Origin of the sequence: Fibrobacter sp. UWOV1 (genome assembly GCF_900142495.1) — a bacterium.
Taxonomy (GTDB): domain Bacteria; phylum Fibrobacterota; class Fibrobacteria; order Fibrobacterales; family Fibrobacteraceae; genus Fibrobacter.
Genome location: NZ_FRBA01000020.1, coordinates 1 through 16,507, shown reverse-complemented (window position 1 = coordinate 16,507; position 16,507 = coordinate 1). Strand labels below are relative to the sequence as shown.

General features: G+C 40.3%; 15 protein-coding genes and 2 pseudogenes. 15 read left to right on the top strand and 2 right to left on the bottom strand.

The genetic code is table 11. From position 1 onward, the window contains the following. Window positions 1–272: 272 nt before the first annotated feature. Window positions 273–551, top strand: a pseudogene (locus BUC02_RS15065) (sugar transferase); the annotation flags it as partial. Window positions 552–749: 198 nt separating this feature from the next. On the opposite strand, the gene BUC02_RS15060 reads toward BUC02_RS15065, so the two are convergent. Next, window positions 750–1,664, bottom strand: a complete 915-nt coding sequence (locus BUC02_RS15060; protein ID WP_073323936.1) for a PD-(D/E)XK nuclease family transposase — start codon at window positions 1,662–1,664, stop codon at window positions 750–752. 600 nt (window positions 1,665–2,264) lie between these two features. Between BUC02_RS15060 and BUC02_RS15055 the strand changes: the two genes are divergently transcribed. From BUC02_RS15055 to BUC02_RS14990, 14 genes are all read left to right on the top strand, one after another. Next, on the top strand, window positions 2,265–2,813 hold the full coding sequence (locus BUC02_RS15055; RefSeq protein WP_073323934.1) for a hypothetical protein: 549 nt from the start codon (window positions 2,265–2,267) through the stop codon (window positions 2,811–2,813). Window positions 2,814–2,980: 167 nt separating this feature from the next. Further along, window positions 2,981–3,664, top strand: a complete 684-nt coding sequence (locus BUC02_RS15050; protein ID WP_073323932.1) for a sugar transferase — start codon at window positions 2,981–2,983, stop codon at window positions 3,662–3,664. Next, the gene (locus BUC02_RS15045; RefSeq protein WP_073323930.1) at window positions 3,664–4,263 is read left to right on the top strand and encodes a GNAT family N-acetyltransferase; all 600 of its coding nucleotides are present in this window, start codon (window positions 3,664–3,666) and stop codon (window positions 4,261–4,263) included. The genes BUC02_RS15050 and BUC02_RS15045 overlap by 1 nt, the downstream gene beginning before the upstream one ends. Beyond that, entirely contained in the window at window positions 4,263–5,369 is a 1,107-nt protein-coding gene (locus BUC02_RS15040) for a glycosyltransferase family 4 protein (protein WP_073323928.1), read from the top strand. Before BUC02_RS15045 ends, BUC02_RS15040 begins: the two co-directional genes overlap by 1 nt. After that, on the top strand, window positions 5,359–6,189 hold the full coding sequence (locus BUC02_RS15035) for a LicD family protein (protein ID WP_175549906.1): 831 nt from the start codon (window positions 5,359–5,361) through the stop codon (window positions 6,187–6,189). Before BUC02_RS15040 ends, BUC02_RS15035 begins: the two co-directional genes overlap by 11 nt. Next, entirely contained in the window at window positions 6,186–6,605 is a 420-nt protein-coding gene (locus BUC02_RS15030) for an FAD synthase family protein (RefSeq protein ID WP_073323924.1), read from the top strand. The genes BUC02_RS15035 and BUC02_RS15030 overlap by 4 nt, the downstream gene beginning before the upstream one ends. Window positions 6,606–6,746: 141 nt before the next feature. Then, a complete protein-coding gene (locus BUC02_RS15025) occupies window positions 6,747–7,745 on the top strand; it encodes a glycosyltransferase family 2 protein (RefSeq protein ID WP_073323922.1) in 999 nt (332 codons plus the stop codon). Between the two features lie 25 nt (window positions 7,746–7,770). Continuing rightward, entirely contained in the window at window positions 7,771–8,883 is a 1,113-nt protein-coding gene (locus tag BUC02_RS15020) for a glycosyltransferase (protein WP_073323920.1), read from the top strand. Further along, entirely contained in the window at window positions 8,873–10,276 is a 1,404-nt protein-coding gene (wzy, locus tag BUC02_RS15015) for an O-antigen polysaccharide polymerase Wzy (RefSeq protein ID WP_073323918.1), read from the top strand. Before BUC02_RS15020 ends, wzy begins: the two co-directional genes overlap by 11 nt. 13 nt (window positions 10,277–10,289) lie before the next feature. Further along, window positions 10,290–11,228, top strand: a complete 939-nt coding sequence (locus BUC02_RS15010; protein WP_073323916.1) for a glycosyltransferase family 2 protein — start codon at window positions 10,290–10,292, stop codon at window positions 11,226–11,228. Between the two features lie 4 nt (window positions 11,229–11,232). Further along, window positions 11,233–12,255, top strand: a complete 1,023-nt coding sequence (locus BUC02_RS15005; RefSeq protein ID WP_073323914.1) for a polysaccharide pyruvyl transferase family protein — start codon at window positions 11,233–11,235, stop codon at window positions 12,253–12,255. Continuing rightward, complete coding sequence (locus BUC02_RS15000; RefSeq protein WP_073323912.1) at window positions 12,256–13,773, top strand: oligosaccharide flippase family protein; 1,518 nt, start codon at window positions 12,256–12,258, stop codon at window positions 13,771–13,773. 13 nt (window positions 13,774–13,786) lie between these two features. After that, window positions 13,787–14,824 carry an acyltransferase gene (locus BUC02_RS14995; RefSeq protein ID WP_073323910.1) on the top strand — a complete coding sequence of 346 codons (1,038 nt, stop codon included), beginning with the start codon at window positions 13,787–13,789 and terminating at the stop codon, window positions 14,822–14,824. Window position 14,825: 1 nt separating this feature from the next. Then, window positions 14,826–15,998, top strand: coding sequence for a Coenzyme F420 hydrogenase/dehydrogenase, beta subunit C-terminal domain (locus tag BUC02_RS14990; protein ID WP_073323908.1), 1,173 nt, complete (start codon window positions 14,826–14,828; stop codon window positions 15,996–15,998). A 199-nt stretch (window positions 15,999–16,197) separates the two neighbouring features. On the opposite strand, the pseudogene BUC02_RS14985 reads toward BUC02_RS14990, so the two are convergent. Next, window positions 16,198–16,446: pseudogene (locus tag BUC02_RS14985) on the bottom strand (transposase); the annotation flags it as partial. Between the last annotated feature and the right edge of the window lie 61 nt (window positions 16,447–16,507).

The following is a 16,507-nucleotide window of genomic DNA, read 5'->3' as shown; positions in this document are numbered from 1 at the left end:
AAATAGTAAAAAACATAACCCGATAAGAATCCATGAGAAATGATCATTAACAAAGGTGAAATGATTCACTCATGGTTAATCCTTTTTTATCAATGTAAAAATAACCTATAATTGATGTCGTAATTTGTCAGTTTATGAAAATTTACAAACAAAAGGTTGTCTGTTTTCGTAAGCTTTTTGTCATTATTTTTAAAGTAAAATCACATTATATACAGAAGTTTACTAAATTTGGTCTAAATAGGCTTTCAAACTTAACCCCGAGGTCTGCGCTGGTGTATTCCCGCTGTCTAAAAAGAGTCCTTGATTTCTGCTGCGCGCTCCTGGCCATTGTCTGCCTGAACCCGCTCCTCGTGGCTCTCACCCTCGTTGGTGCAGTCAAAATGAAGGGCAACCCCTTCTTTACGCAACCGCGCCCCGGCCTTAACGAAAAGATTTTCAAGCTCGTCAAGTTCCGCACCATGACCAACGAGCGTGACGCGCAGGGGAACCTGCTCCCCGACGACATGCGTCTGAACGCCTACGGCAAGTTCCTCCGCTCCACCAGCCTCGACTTTTTCCTTTTGGGCGGCCCGGCGCTGCGCTAGCGCTCCACGCCGTCACGCTCTATTTTACGGGCCCGCGTTGCGGCTCCGCCACCCCGCGCACCTCGTAAAACCAAGCCTCGCTTGGCGAGTCTTGTCCCCAAGGGGTCACGATCGTTGCCGCAATTCTTAAAAAGCCCCAAAAGGGGCTTTTTAAAATGCTTAGAATTATTGCTTTGATGGAAGAATATCTTTGGGTAAAACGTGGAAGAGTTCAGCTGCCTTCTCAGGAGTCAGAATGCCTTTGTCGACCATGAGTTGGGCGTCTTGGCGTCCGCGGTCGTCAAGACCCTGCTGGTATGAGCCCTGTTTTTCGTAAAGCAAGTCTGTCATTCCATCAACCTCGTTCAAAAGCGTTTCGTCCGTATACCCCTGCAAAGATACATCTTTTGCAAAGTCCTTGTCAAGCAATCTCTGCAACTTTTCAACAGGGATTTCCTTTTCCTCGAGAACATCTCGGAATATGCGGAGCATTTCGGCTCTGTCGGTCATTTCTCGATTCTCGGGCTTGGTGCGGTCATCGATTGCAAAGAGCTTTTCGATTTCAATAAGATAAATGTCCAATTTTTCGTAGAACAGGCGGCGGTTGCGCACGAGCTGTGCATGGTGAAGATAGGTGCTGCGCTCTAGTGGAAATTGGTTCTCGGTTAACAGTGAAAGTACATAGATGTGTGGCAGGTTGTAATCCTTTGACTTTTTGACCGTACGCGAAATAACTCGGGATGTGTAGTAAATAAGCCTGTCGATAAATAGCGTGTTAAAATTCTGCTGTACTTCGATAAGAACGGGATTGCCTGCTTCCGTTATGCCGTAGATGTCAAAAATGGCGGACTTGTCGTCTAGAACGCCTGGATTCTCAGGAACCCCCAACGAGAAAGTCTTGATTGCGTTCGTACCGGAAAGCATGAGCATTGCGTTCAAAAACTTCACGGTACGCTCGGGCTTGGCCTCGTTTGCCATAAGCATTTTGAATATCCCGTCACTGAACGGATAAACGTTCTTGTAGGTTTTGCGGTATTCGGCCAGTCGTTCAGGATGTTTGTGAACATCCTTAACCATGGCAAAAAAATCACTGCGGTTCATAAAGCCTCCATAAAAGCTGGAGGAGAAATCTATCAAATGAAATCGTAAAAAACGAAAAAAAGCCTAAATTGGCAATCAGTTGTTTGCAGCTATCAACAGATTTTTTTTGAATGTCAAACATTGTTTGCAGCTATTCACAAGTTCTGCACGTCTCTTCCCCCCAAAAATTTTTTGGGGGGTGGTTGGGGAGTGGTGGCCGGGGGAAAATCTTGTTTTTACAAAAGTTTTACAAAAAATTGGTATTCAAACGCCTGAAAAAAGCGTGCGAAATGAGTGTCGCAGAAAAATGCTTGCATTTTTCTGCGACCGAATGAAGCCGCGGACGCCGAAGGCGTCAAAAGCGTGTTAGGAAAGAGGGAGTGCTCCACAACTTAACGCAAAAGGAAAATACCAATGAATATCAAGTCTTTTGACGACCTTGACATTACAGATCCGATTATGTTCGGACTCGTTTGATTTGGAAATGCAGTAGCGTGCAAAACGAGCGTCGCAAAATTATGCTTGCATAATTTTCCCCAAAGAGGATAACTCAACTACGAAACTAAAGTTTCAAGTTTCGTATATATGACCGAGTGCAGCCGCAGACGCCGAAGGCGTCAAATGATTGATACCAAGGAGCTCCCGCAGCGCGCTAGATACTATCAGAGCGTAGGTGATGGCGTGGCTCTTTCAAAGGGTGGCTATTATACTAGTCTCAAGGAGCAATACATCATCTTCCTTTGCCCGATGGATATTTTTGGACGTGGGTTCCCCGCTTATCATTTCGAAAACAGGGCGCGCGAAGATTTTAGTGTCACATTGAATGACCGCACCTTCAAAAACTTTTATATATTTAAAAAGTACGAGGATTTCAAAGACCCGGCCGTTAAGGCTTATATGAAGTATTTTGCGACCCGGAATGTGGACTCCCGTGAAACTAAAACCATCAACGACCAGGTGTCTTATTACAAAGCCGACACTCTCATAAGGAACAAGTACATGACTTACGAATATGACCTTCATGAAAGCGAGGAAAAAGGTATAGCAAAAGCCAAGCTAGAAATGGCTGCGGCTATGCTTGCGGACGGAGATTCCGTTGAAAAGGTTGTGCGCATTTCCAAGCTTTCGGAAGAGGATGTCCTTGCGATTAAAGAGAAACTTGGAAAATAACTACTAAATATTTCTTGATGGCCCGGCGATGTAGCCGGGCTTTTTATGTTGAAGTCTGTTTTCGTAAGTTTTTTGTCATTATTTTTAAAGTAAAATCACATTATATACAGAAGTTTACTAAATTTGGTCTAAATAGGCTTTCAAACTTAACCCCGAGGTCTGCGCAGGTGTATTCTCGCTGCCTAAAAAGAGTCCTTGATTTCTGCTGCGCGTTGGCCGCGATTCTCGCCCTGAGCCCGCTACTTATTGTTCTCACGCTTGTGGGTGCCGTCAAAATGCACGGTAACCCCTTCTTTACTCAACCGCGCCCGGGCCTTAACGAAAAAATTTTCAAACTCGTCAAGTTCCGCACCATGTCCAACGAGCGTGACGCGCAGGGGAACCTGCTCCCCGACGACGTGCGCCTGAACGCCTACGGCAAGTTCCTCCGCTCCACCAGCCTCGACGAACTCCCCGAACTCTTCAACATCCTCAAGGGCGACATGGCCGTAATCGGGCCAAGGCCCCAGCTCGTGCGCGACATGGTATTCATGACCGCCGAACAGCGCAGGCGGCACACCGTGCGGCAGGGACTCAGCGGGCTTGCGCAGGTGAGCGGGCGCAACGCCGTCACCTGGGAAGCTAAAATCGGCTACGATCTTGAATACATCAAGAAAATCACCTTCCTTGGCGACGTGAAAATCATTCTCACTACGCTTGGCAAAGTGTTCAAGCGCGACGGAATTACCGAAGAAGGCTGCGACACCGCCACCGACCTCGGCGACTACCTGCTCGCAAGCGGCAAGATCACCCGCGAACAGTACGACCGCGGACAAGTCGAAGCGAAAAAGCTTATTGCGGAGGCTTTCTGATGCTCTACAAGTTGGCACACATTCTCCGCGACAGGTTCGGGTTCCTTTGGAACATCGTCGAATGGTGCAACGCCTTCGTGTTCGCGCTCACCCACGGGAGCGCCCTCCGGAAAATCCCCGCAATCCTGGAAGAATGCTCCGGACAGTTCACGCTCCGCGTGGCAGCCCCCGCCGACGCAGCCCCCCTCGCCGCCTTCTTCGCCGAACAGCCCGAAGAAGCCTTCAAGTTCTTCAAGCCCCACGCCTTCGACGAGAAGACCCTCTCGAAAATCATCAGGAATAGGGCTTTTCTCACGTTCCTCGTGCTGGACGGCGAAAAGATTGTCGGATACTTCTTTTTGCGTTGTTTTGTGAACGGGAAATGCTTCAAGGGCTATATGGTCGGTAACTCTTACAGGGGTAAGGGAATTGCGAAACTCGAGGGAATCGCCATGAACAAGGTCAACGAAGCCCTCGGGCTCCGCATGTTCGGCTCGATATCGCCCGAAAATTCCGCCTCTATGGCGGCCGCCAAGTCCGTAAACGAAGTTAAGATACTCAAAACGCTGGAAAATGGCGATTTTTACGTTGAATTTTTGCCGAAGGCTGCGAACGTATAATGAAAATTCTTTATGTAACAACGGTTTCTATGACGATGGGCTTTTTTCCTGAGCATATAAAAATGCTCCTAAACGAAGGTCATTCCGTCGAAATTGCGACAAATTGCGAACAGCCCGTTCCCGAAATTTACAACACCCTCGGCTGCAAGGTTCACGACATTCCGTTTTCGCGCTCTCCATTTTGTAAGGACAATCTTAAAGCCTATAAGATGCTCAAGCAGCTTGTTGAAACGGAACATTATGATATTGTCCATACGCATACGCCAAATGCTTCGATGATTGCGCGATTGGCATGCCGCAAAGTCCGCAAGCAGGGAACGCGGGTCTTTTACACCGCCCACGGATTCCACTTTTTCAAGGGTGCTCCGCTTAAGAATTGGTTGATGTATTACCCGATAGAACGGTTTTGTGCCCGCTTTACGGATGTCTTGATAACCATCAATAAAGAAGACTACGCCCTGGCCCAAAAGAAAATGCATGCCAAGAAGGTTTGTTATGTGCCTGGGGTAGGGATAGACCTTTCGAAAATCCAGAACATAGAGTGCGACCGGAATGAAGTCCGGAAGTCTATGGGTGTTCCCGAAGATTGCGTTTTGCTGCTCTCGATTGGCGAACTCAATGTAAACAAGAATCATCAGGTTGTCGTAAGGGCGTTGGCGAAACTCAACAACCCAAATGTTCATTATGCAGTTGCTGGCTTGGGCGACCAAAAGGTAAACCTGCTAAATCTGGCAAAAGAATTAGGCGTGGAAAATCAGTTCCATTTGCTCGGATATAGGACGGATGCCCTTAAACTTTACAGGGCTGCGGACATTTTTGTATTCCCATCTTTCCGCGAAGGACTTTCTGTTTCAATGATGGAAGCGATGGCTAGCGGATGTCCTATTGTGTGTTCTAAAATTCGTGGAAATACAGATTTAGTTGTAGATAATGTTGGTGGGTGCCATTTTGAACCAAATGATGAAGATTCTTTAATGTGTCGAATCAAGTCCTTAATAGAAAATGAGTCTAGACGGGATGAAATGGGTGACGCAAATGGCAGAATGGTGAAAGATTTTGGTTTGGAAAATGTTTTGAATAAGATGAAGGATGTTTATGGAAAATAAAAAGGACTTTTTATCAAGACTTCATTCTGTTGAAATTGAAATTTTGAAAGTTGTTGATGATTTTTGTAGAAAAAATGATATTAAATATTCATTGTATTGCGGGACGATGTTGGGTGCCGTAAGGCATAAGGGTTTTATTCCTTGGGATGATGACATTGATTTGTGCATGGAACGGCAGGATTACGATAGGTTCATCAAACTATGGAATGAATCGAATAATAAAGATTTCATTCTTCAGAATAAAGATACAGATGAGGATTTTACACAGTCTTTTACAAAAATTAGAAAAAATAATACGTGTTTCTTGCAGAGGGACGAACAGGATAAATTGTACCACAAAGGAATCTTTGTTGATATCCTTCCCTTAGATCGCTTTCCAAATAATAAATTAAGTCAAGTCTTTTTTAAATTAGATACGATGATTTATCAGTTGTTTACGAGGGAATTTGTTCCTAAAAATTCTTCAGTTGTTGTAACAATGATTTCTAATTTGATGCTTAAGTTATTTAGGGGCGGATTAAGAAGGAAAATAAGAAAGTTCTTTTTGAAGAAAATGATGAAATATCAGAATGATTTAAACTGCTCTTTAGTAAGTGCCAATTCTATGGATGGCTTTAATCATATTATGCCCGCGGATATGCCTCAAAGAATGAACGAGTACTTGTTTGAAAATGCGTATTTTATGGGTTACTCTGATTATGATGGAATGTTAAAGTCTTGGTATAGAAATTATATGCAATTGCCACCAATTGAAGAACAAGTATGGAAACATCAACCTGAGGTAATAGATTTCGAAAATAACTATAAGGAGGTGTTATGAAAAAATATAGAGTCGGGTACACAGCAGGTGTTTTTGATTTGTTCCATGTGGGGCATCTGAACTTGCTAGAACGGTGCAAGGAAATGTGCGATGTACTTATCGTCGGTGTGTGTGATGATGATTATGTCATAAACATCAAACATAAAAAACCTGTTTTTGCCGAGAATGAACGAGTTCGTATATTAAATGCTCTTAAATGTGTTGATCGTGCAGAACTGGTTGATTTTAAAATTACAGATGATAAAATGTTAGCTTTAGAAAAGTTTCATTTTGATGTGTTGTTTTCTGGCGATGATTGGAAGGGCTCTGAACGGTATAATAAAACAGAGGAACAGTTTTCGAAAGTTGGTGTGTCAATAGAATATTTGCCGTATACTAAAGGAATTTCATCAACTGATATAAAAAATAAGATTTAGACTTTATGATTCGAAGTTTTCGTTTTTTTTTGTCATAAATTATGGTGGCACAGAGACTACGATTATGGATTTATTTGTCATGTTGAATAATTGAATATTCGATTTATTGATAGAACGGGTTTTAATAATACAGGTTTGATTATGTTGATAAGCGTTATTGTGCCGATATATAATGTTGAAAAGTATATAAAAAAATGTATTGATAGTATTATATGTCAGTCGTATAATGATCTTGAAATTATTTTAGTAGATGATGGTTCTTCCGACGCTTGTGTATGGATTGTTGATGACTATGCAAAAAAAGATGATAGAATCAAAGTGATTCATAAAAAAAATGGGGGACTCGTTTCTGCTCGTCAGACAGGATTAATTGCGTCAAAGGGAGAATATGTTTTTTATGTTGATGGTGATGATTGGATTTGTGAAAATTGTATTGAAAAATTTTATTCAGTTGTATCCTTATATGATGTAGATTTAGTTTGTTGTTCGGCTTTATACTATATGAAGAATAGAATTGTAGAACATAAAATTCCGTATAGAATAGGACTGTATGAAAAAAAAGATTTGCTTGCCGATATATATCCATCTTTAATTGAAAGCCCTAAAGCAAAGTCTTTTCCTTCTAGTGCATGGGGAAAATTTTTTAGGCGTGAAAAGCTTGTGCCTCATCAAATGAATGTTGATAGATGTATTGTGATGGGAGAAGACTTAGCTTTTACCAAGCCGTATATTGCATCAATTTCGTCAATGTATATTATTAATGATTGTTTGTATTGTTATAATTGTTTGAATGTGGAATCAATAACGCATGCAAAAAAATGTTTGTCATGGAAAGGTCCTGCAATGATTTCTTCCGTTCTTAAGGAAAATCTTCCTTCAGATGAATACGATTTCACACCACAAATAAACAGATATTTGACACATTCATTATTCAATGTTGCAGTTTCTCAATTTAATAGTGGTAAGAAATACCGTGAAGTTTCTTTTGAAATAAGAACCCAAATAAAGAAAAAGGAATTTTCTAGGGCAATCAAGGATTCTTCCTTTAGGTGTTGGAGTGGGTTTCTGGCAAAATATTCGCTTTTATTAGATTTGAATTTTTTGATTTTCTTGTACTGGAAAAAGAAATTTAATCATTAATTTATGAGAAAAGGTGTTGTGAGATATGTCGGTTGTTAGAATTCTACAGGTTGTCGGAAATCTGCAAATGGGCGGAGCCGAAACGATGATAATAAATGTATACAGACAAATTGATAAAAAGAAAATTCAATTTGATTTTTTAGTGTATGGTGATGTAAAATCCCCATATGCGGAAATTGTAAAGCAAAATGGGGGTAGAGTTATTGTTTTGGGGAAAAAATATGCTAGGAATCCAATTGCTTACTTCATTAAACTTAGGAATATTGTAAAAAAATATGGTCCATATAAGGGGATTCATGCTCATATGGATTCTCATAATGCCATTTCGTTAAGTATAGCGAGATTGTTGAAAATTCCGATTCGCATAAGTCATTCTCATACAACCTTAAGAAGTAATTCAAAAGGTTTTTTTAGGAAGATCTATTATGCGTTAACTGGTTTTTTTATTACACATAATGCCACTCTCCTCTTGAGTTGTGGTCGCTCTGCTGGGATGGCTCTTTATGGCAAAAAAAAGTATGATATAGTTTATAATCCGATAAATATTGATTCGTTTGTGAATGTTGATTGTAGCTTAGTTGAACGTTTAAAAGAACAATTAAACATATCGCAAAAAAAAATAATTATAGGGATGGTTGGTCGATTAAATGAAGTAAAAAATCATTTGTTTGCTATTGAAATTGCGACTAAATTGAAGAAGTATGATAAAGATTTTGTTCTCCTTTTGGCCGGAGAAGGACCTCTAAGAAGTACGTTGGAATTTCAAATACAAAAAAACTCTTTGGAAAACAATGTGCTTCTTTTGGGTAATCGGAAAGATGTCCCGGTTCTTTTTAAATGTATAAATGTTCTTTTAATGCCGTCAAAATATGAAGGATTTCCTGTGACATTAATAGAAGCTCAAGCGGCTGGTGTCCCTGCTTTGATTTCGGATAATATTACCGATGAAGCAGACCTTGGTTTTGGCTTATTGCATCGATGTTCGTTAAAGAAATCTGCAGAAGTATGGGCCGATATAATATTGAATTTAACGACGGAGAAAAATGTAAGTGACTTGCAGCGAATAAGAGTGCTTAAGGAAAAAGGCTTTGATTCGAAAGAGTCTGTACATACATTTGAAAAATTTTATGCTATCTGATGGAATCATAAATAGAATTCGCATAGACAAGAATTTAACTGTAGCGATTGCTCTTGCAATCCTGATGGTGTTTTTTTTGTTAATGTTTGTGGACATAGGGGACTCTTTTTTTTCGTTTGTCATGTCTTTGGATATCGATTTCCTGATTGTTTATGGTTATTTGTATTTTGTAAAAAAAGAAAAAAATTGGTTTAATCCATATTCCTTTTGTTGGCTTTCAATTTCTTTGTTTTCTTTTGGACATGTTATTCTTTATTCTCTGGGTTTAGAGGCTCCGAAGTTTTTTTTGTTTGATTCTTATCCATTGGAATTAGTAAATGAATATTTGATTTTTGGATTTCTATCTCTAATTGCTTTGCTATTTTCAGGAGTATTTGTGATTAATTCGCAAATTGAATGTTGCATGCCGAAATTGCAATTAGATACAGATGTGAACGCGAAAAGAATTTTTTTAATTATACTTCTGATTTCTATGCCTTTTTATTTGTATAGAATATTTACATTAATGAAAATGGCAATGATGTATGGTTATGGAGATGTGTTTGAGATGAAAGGAAGTGTTGTTGTTGCCATATTTGCAATGTGGTTTGTTCCAGCGTTGTTTGGCTTGATATATTTGTACAAAGATTCTTTTTTAAGATATTTTTTTCTTGGGCTTTCTCTTATCCCCATTGTTTGTCCTTTGATTATCGGAACAAGAAGTAAACCTTTTGCAATAGTTCTCTGTTTATTATTTTTATGGAATTCTGGCATAAAAAAGTTGACTAAATTGCAGGTTTTTTGTGTGTCCTTTATTGGATTCCTTTTTTTGTTTTTGACTCCTTCAATTGCGGAGTATAGGACAAGCACGAATTCGTTATCTTTTTTTGATATTTTAACCGACAATTTTACGTTGGGATTGACTGATGTTTCGTCAAAGTTTCTTGGCGAGTTTGGCGGCTCTGCAAATATATGGATGCGCCTTCGTGATCATCTTCTTGATATCTATGGATATAATTACGGCTTGTCATATCTTTCATCTGTGTTGTGTATTTTTCCTTCAATACTTTTTGGTGGTTTTTCATTTGCGAAATATGCAAATTTAAGTACCTGGATCACTGAAGCAGAAAAAACCTCGTATGGTCTAGGATTTTCAATGCTTGGTGAATCCTTTTATAATTTTGGATGGCTTGGTGTTGTAGGCATTTTTTTTGTGGGCTTTTTTATTTTTTACTCGATTTCTTGCTTTTGGCTTCCTCAAATTTTAGTTAGATATAAATATGTTTTTTCATCCATAGCTCTATATATTTTTTCAACAACAGGTCGGGACTCCATGTATTTGAGTGTTCGTCATGTTTTTTATTGCATTGTCATACCGGCATTACTTATTTATTTGACAAGGGAAAAACATTAATTCGTGGGGCCAAATGGTTGATATTAGTATAATCGTTGCTGCTTATCAAGCAGAGAAATATATTTGTCGCTCTTTAGATAGTATTAAAAATCAAACGTTTAAGAATTATGAAGTAATTCTTGTTGATGATGGGTCTTTTGATAAAACAGGAAAAATTTGTGATGAGTATGCTGTGGCTGATTCTCGTTTTCGTGTTATTCATAAAAAAAATGGGGGGGTTAGTTCTGCTCGACAAGCGGGGATTGATAGTGCATTAGGCGAATTTGTGATACATGTCGATCCTGATGATTGGATTGAGCCTGCTATGTTAGAAGAAATGTATGAATGTGCAAAAAATACAGAAGCAGATGTTGTGATTAGTGATTTTTTTGTTGAAACACGAAAAAAACGAATGTATGTGAAACAGAAACCGACATCGTTAGATTATAAATCATATTTTTATGATTTAATAGATAAATTACATGGATGTTGTTGGAATAAGTTGATTCGACGAGAATGTTTTTGTAAGTATGATGTTAAATTTCCGCAAAATATCGTAATGTGTGAGGATAGCTATGTGAATCTTAAATTAGCGCTTAATCCTATAAAATTGGCGTATTTGCCGAAAGCGTTTTATCATTATGATCGAATTGTAAATGGGGCATCTGCAGTTTTTACGGTTTCTGGGAAAAAATTAATGTCTCAAGTTTTTATAATTGATTGGTTGCAGAAACAAATTGGGGATAGTTCTTTTTTGATAGAACGAAAAAAACAAGCGAAATACACTGCTTTAAATCTTGAATCAATATCTGCAAGCGAATTTAAAAAATTATATTCAGAGATAAATTATTTATTTAAACTAGAATTGAAATCAATTGGTCGATTAGATTTTTTTGTTTTTATTGCGTTGCATTTTTCCCTCTCGCTCGCAAGATTTATGTATAGATGTAAAGTTCTTTTTTTTAAATTGTAATATAATGAAAAAAGAAAAAATCGCTATTATCACTCAACCATTGCAAAATAATTATGGAGGACTGCTCCAAAATTTTGCGATGCAAAAGGTTATTTTGGATCTTGGCTACGAACCGATAACTATAGACTATATGAAGGTGGTTTGCCCACCATTTTGGCGGTATATTCTTTCATCTTTAAAAACAATTTTTTTGCGATTAAGGGGAAAAAAAAGAAGGCTGTTTTGGTTTTCGCACAAAGGACGTCGGAATAAGCAGAATGAACTTTTTGTGGCGACTCATTTAAAAAAAACTAAAACATTGTATAAATATAGCTTTCAAATTTTAAGAAATTACGGCATTGATGTGGTACTAGTTGGTTCTGATCAAGTTTGGCGCCCTAAATATAGTTATAAATTGATTGACATGTTTCTTGATTTTTGCAAAGACGAGAGTAATCTTAAACGTATTGCATATGCGGCCTCTTTTGGTGTTGATAAGTGGGAATATTCGCCTAAAGAAGAAAAGAGATGCTCTACACTTGCAAAAAAATTTAATGCAATAAGTGTTCGAGAGAATTCTGGCGTAAAATTATGCCATGATTATTTAGGTGTTGATGCCTCGTGGGTCCTTGATCCGACTTTTTTACTTGACAAGACGGTCTATTGTAATCTTTGTAAAGATATTCCTGCTTCTTGTGAAAAAATCCTTGTTGCATATGTGTTGGATAGGAATGATTCCATAAGGTCGATGTGCGAAACAATAGCTTCTGAACGAGGGTGCGTTCTGAAATATTTTGAAGCAGATCGAAATGCGGTATTGAGTATTCCAGAATGGCTTGCAATGTTTCGCGATGCGTCTTATGTAGTTACGGATTCCTTCCATGGTACGATATTTTCTATTATATTCGAAAAAGAATTTAAATGCATTTACAATGAATCTCGAGGGTCGGCGCGTTTTGAATCACTTTTGAAAATGTATAAATCAGGAAGTCTCGCTGAAATGAAGGATTTTTCTTTGAACTGGTTAAAGAAAGCTTTGGAATCGTAAATGCAGGTATCTCAGTTAAAAACTGGCGCTTTACTTTCATATGTGGTATTGGCCCTCCAAAATCTTGTTGGGCTTCTCTACACGCCCTTCATGTTGCGTATGATGGGTAAATCAGAATATGGTCTTTACTCAATTGCGGCGTCTATTGTTGCATATTTGACAGTTCTTGATTTGGGTTTTGGCAACGCTGTAGTCCGTTATACTGCAAAATTTAGGGCCGAAGATAAACAAGAGGAACAATATGAAATGTTCGGAATGTTCTTCTTGTTGTACTGCGGAATAGGATTGGTTGCTCTATTGGCTGGTGGTATTCTGTATTTGAACGCTGAGAATATCTTTGATGCGTCCATGACGACGAATGAACTTTCACGTACAAAGATTATCCTTGCCTTGATGGTGCTCAATTTGGCGATTACGTTCCCATTCAGTTTGTTTGGTTCAATTATTACGGCGTATGAGCAGTTTGTTTTCCAGAAGGTCGTTGCAATTGTACGTATCATATTGAATACGGCGACGATGATTGTTCTTTTGACCTTTGGCTACAAAGCTATCGCCATGGTAGTCGTTACAACTATTTTCAATGTTTTGACGCTTGGCCTGAATTTTTGGTATTGTAAGCATTATTTGAAGATAAAACTAAAATTTGTAAGATTCCAGTGGGACTTTTTGAAAGAAGTTTCTGTTTACTCATTTTGGATTTTCTTGAATGCCATAATGGATCGTATTTATTGGAGTACGGGGCAATTTGTGCTGGGGGCTTTCGCCGGTACAGCTGTTGTTGCTGTCTTTGCGGTGGCAATACAACTTGAACACATGTATATGAGTTTTTCTACAGCAATTAGTGGTGTTTTCTTGCCAAAAGTTACTGCTATGGCTGTGCGTGATTCCGATGGAAAATCGATTTCGGATTTGTTCATCAAGACGGGACGAATTCAGTATTGCGTGATGATCCTGGTCCTTACGGGATTTTTCCTTTTTGGTCGTCAGTTTATCCACCTTTGGGCAGGGGAGGGGTACGATGACGCCTATATTATTTCGATGCTGTTCTTTGTTCCTCTGACAATTCCGCTGATTCAGAATTTGGGAATCACAATTTTGCAGGCCCGCAATCAGATGAAGTTCCGGTCACTCCTGTATTTGGTTATCTCCCTTATTAGCCTGGGCGCGCAGATTCCTCTGTCCAAATATTATGGCGGAATCGGTTGTGCTTGTGCTATTGCCGGTGCCCTTGTCTTGGGACAAATCTTGGTGATGAATGTATATTATCAAATCAAGCAGAAGATTGATATAGTAGGCTTCTGGATTGAAATCATAAAGATGTCTATTGTTCCTGGTGTATTGACCGTGCTGACTTACTACGTTTTGCAGCAATGTGCCCTTGATTCTGTAGTGAAACTCGTTGCGGGTATAGCCCTATATCTTGTGGTTTATTTGCCGCTATTCTTTACGCTCTCGATGAACGCCTACGAACGCGACTTGATTTTAAAACCGTTTAAGAAAATTTTGAAGAGTCGATAGGAATTTGTCTCATATGGAACAAAAACGCGAGACGTATTATGACTTTTTAAGAGGATGTGCAATCATCTTTGTCATCTTAATACATTCATTTGGAGTTTCTTTTGCTGGTGGAAATTTCCCAATTACGTCTGTAATTTTACGAAATTTTTTTAATGTTGCTGTTCCTGTTTTTCTTGCATGTAGTGGATTCTTTATGGCTTGTAAACGGGTTGAAGGAATGTTTTTTTTTCCATTTTTTAAGAAGCGATTTTTTAGAGTTTATTTGCCTGTTCTATTTTGTTCTTTTCCGTTATTTGTGGTGGACATTGCAACAGGTCAAAATGTTTTAAAAAGTGTATTTCGCTTAATTTTTTGTGGCTACTCTGTTTATTATTTTGTGGCTGTAGTTATTCAATGTTATTTGCTGTTACCATTTTTGAATTACGTATATAATAAAGGCAAGAATACTTTTCCTATTGTTATATTTTTTTCTTTGATACTAGCAGTTTGTGGTTGGGCTGTTAAGTCTTATTTTCTGCCCAAATTAGGAATGTCGCTTCCGCTAATTGTTTATGCGGGAGGTTTTTGGATGTGGAGTGTTTTCTTTATATTTGGTTATTATTTGGGACGAAAAAAAGAACGGAATTACTCTATCAAACCATGGACTTTACTGTCATCTTTGGCTTTTGTTTTGTGCTTTGCAGAAAGTTTGTTTTTAGATAAATTGGGTTATGGTATTGGTGTGGGGCAGAAACCCTCGGCAATGCTATTTTCATTTTGTTTCATTCCTTTTTTGTTTTCGGAAGAAGTTAAGAATGCGTTTGATAAATTAAATTGTAAAGGAATTGTTTTTCTAAGTTCCGTTGGATTTTACTCTTTTGGGATATACTTAATTCATTGCTATGTTCTTTTGGCTTATCGCATTGCTGTAAAAAAAATGTTACACATCTCTTTGAACGGATATTTGCAATGGGCTTGCCTGACATCAATCGTTTTCATGATTTCGTATGCGTTTTTATGGGGAATGAAAAAACTTTTCCCGCGGTTGACTCGGGTTTGTTTAGGAGTTTAGCATGAATATTCCCGTCCAGAATTGTTCTTCTTGCGCGGCTTGTGCCAATGTCTGCGCCCGTAGCGCAATTTCGATGCAACTGGATGCCGAGGGGTTTTATCGTCCGGTTATTGATGCGGAAAAATGCGTGCAATGCGGTGCTTGCGAACGGATATGCCCATGGAACAAGCCTGTTGAAAACCCGAATGTCGCGGATGTTTCGCCGAAAACGGTGGCCGCCTGTGCGAAGGACGAGTCTGTCCGTCTGCAGTCTTCCAGCGGCGGAATCTTCACTGTCTTGGCGGAACGCGTTTTGGATGACGGTGGGGTAGTGGTCGGTGTCGCCCAGACTGCTCCGACCCGTTTCGGGCATATCGTTGTTGACAACAAGGCGGACCTGGCAAAACTGCGCGGATCCAAGTATGTGCAGGCCGATGTCGGGCTCGTGTATCGCGAAGTCCGTAACCTGCTCAAGGCGGGGCGCAAGGTGCTGTTCTCCGGGACGCCCTGCCAGGTGGCTGGGCTTTATGCGGTGCTTGGCAATGCAGTCTCTGCCGACCTGTTTACGGTGGATATCGTGTGCCACGGTACGCCTAGTGTGAAAGTTTTTGAGAAATATGTTCGGGAAATGGAGATGACGGACAATTCCTCCTTGGACGTCATCAATTTCCGCGACAAGTCGGTAGGTTGGAGTGGCTATGCTCTGCTACATCGGTTCAAGTCCGGGAAATTCGTTTCGGTGCATCATGGCCGCTCGAAATACATGCGCCTTTTCTTGAGCCGCATTTGTCAGAATGTCTCCTGCGATGACTGCCACTACCGCAAACTCCCCCGGATTGCCGACATCACCCTGGGCGACTATTGGGGAATCTCCAAGTATCATCCCGAAATGAACGACAACAAGGGAGCATCGGTTGTTTTGCTGAATACTACTCCAGGTAGTATGCTGTTCGAATCCGTCGCCGACAAGGTCGCCCAATGCGACTCCAAGGTCGAATACGCCATCGCCGGCAACCCCTGCATCGTCCGCTCTAGTACACCGCACCCCAAGCGCGCCGAATTCTTCGCCAACCTGGACAAATACTCCCTCGACCAGCTGATAAAAATGTATTGCCCCTTCCCGTCACCCCTCAAGCGGGCGTATATCCGTGTGCGGGGACTGCTCGGGCGGATCAAGCGGAAGGTTACGGGGTAGGAACTGCTGATTTTGGACTGAAAAGACGTAAAAGAGGGGCTAACGCCCCTCTTTTGGTGTTTTTAGGCCCAAATTGACCAAATTCGCTCAAAAAGGGCAAAAGTATGCTCTTTGGGAGCATTTCTTACGTCGATTGCGTAGCATCTCTGCTGGTAGTGTCAAGGGTTTTTCGCAAAAATAGTTTGTCCCAACATCAGATCTAGGCTACATTTCCGTCCTTTTCCTGTTCCCGTTTCAGTTCGTTTTCCTTTTCCTGCTCGTATAGGTGTTTCATGTTCAGGTACCTCTTGGTGCCCCATTCCTTCGAAGCGACATGCCTTAGCCTTGCGCAGACAAGCATAAGGGCCGATTCCCCGTCCGGGAAGCAGCCGACAACACGAGTCCTTCTGCGTATCTCGCGATTCAGCCGTTCGATGATTATTCCGGAGCGGCGGAGCCGCCAGTCCGGAGAAGTGAGAGCCACTAGTCCGGCCTGACGGAGCCACCTGTTTTTTGCCCTACTGGGCTTC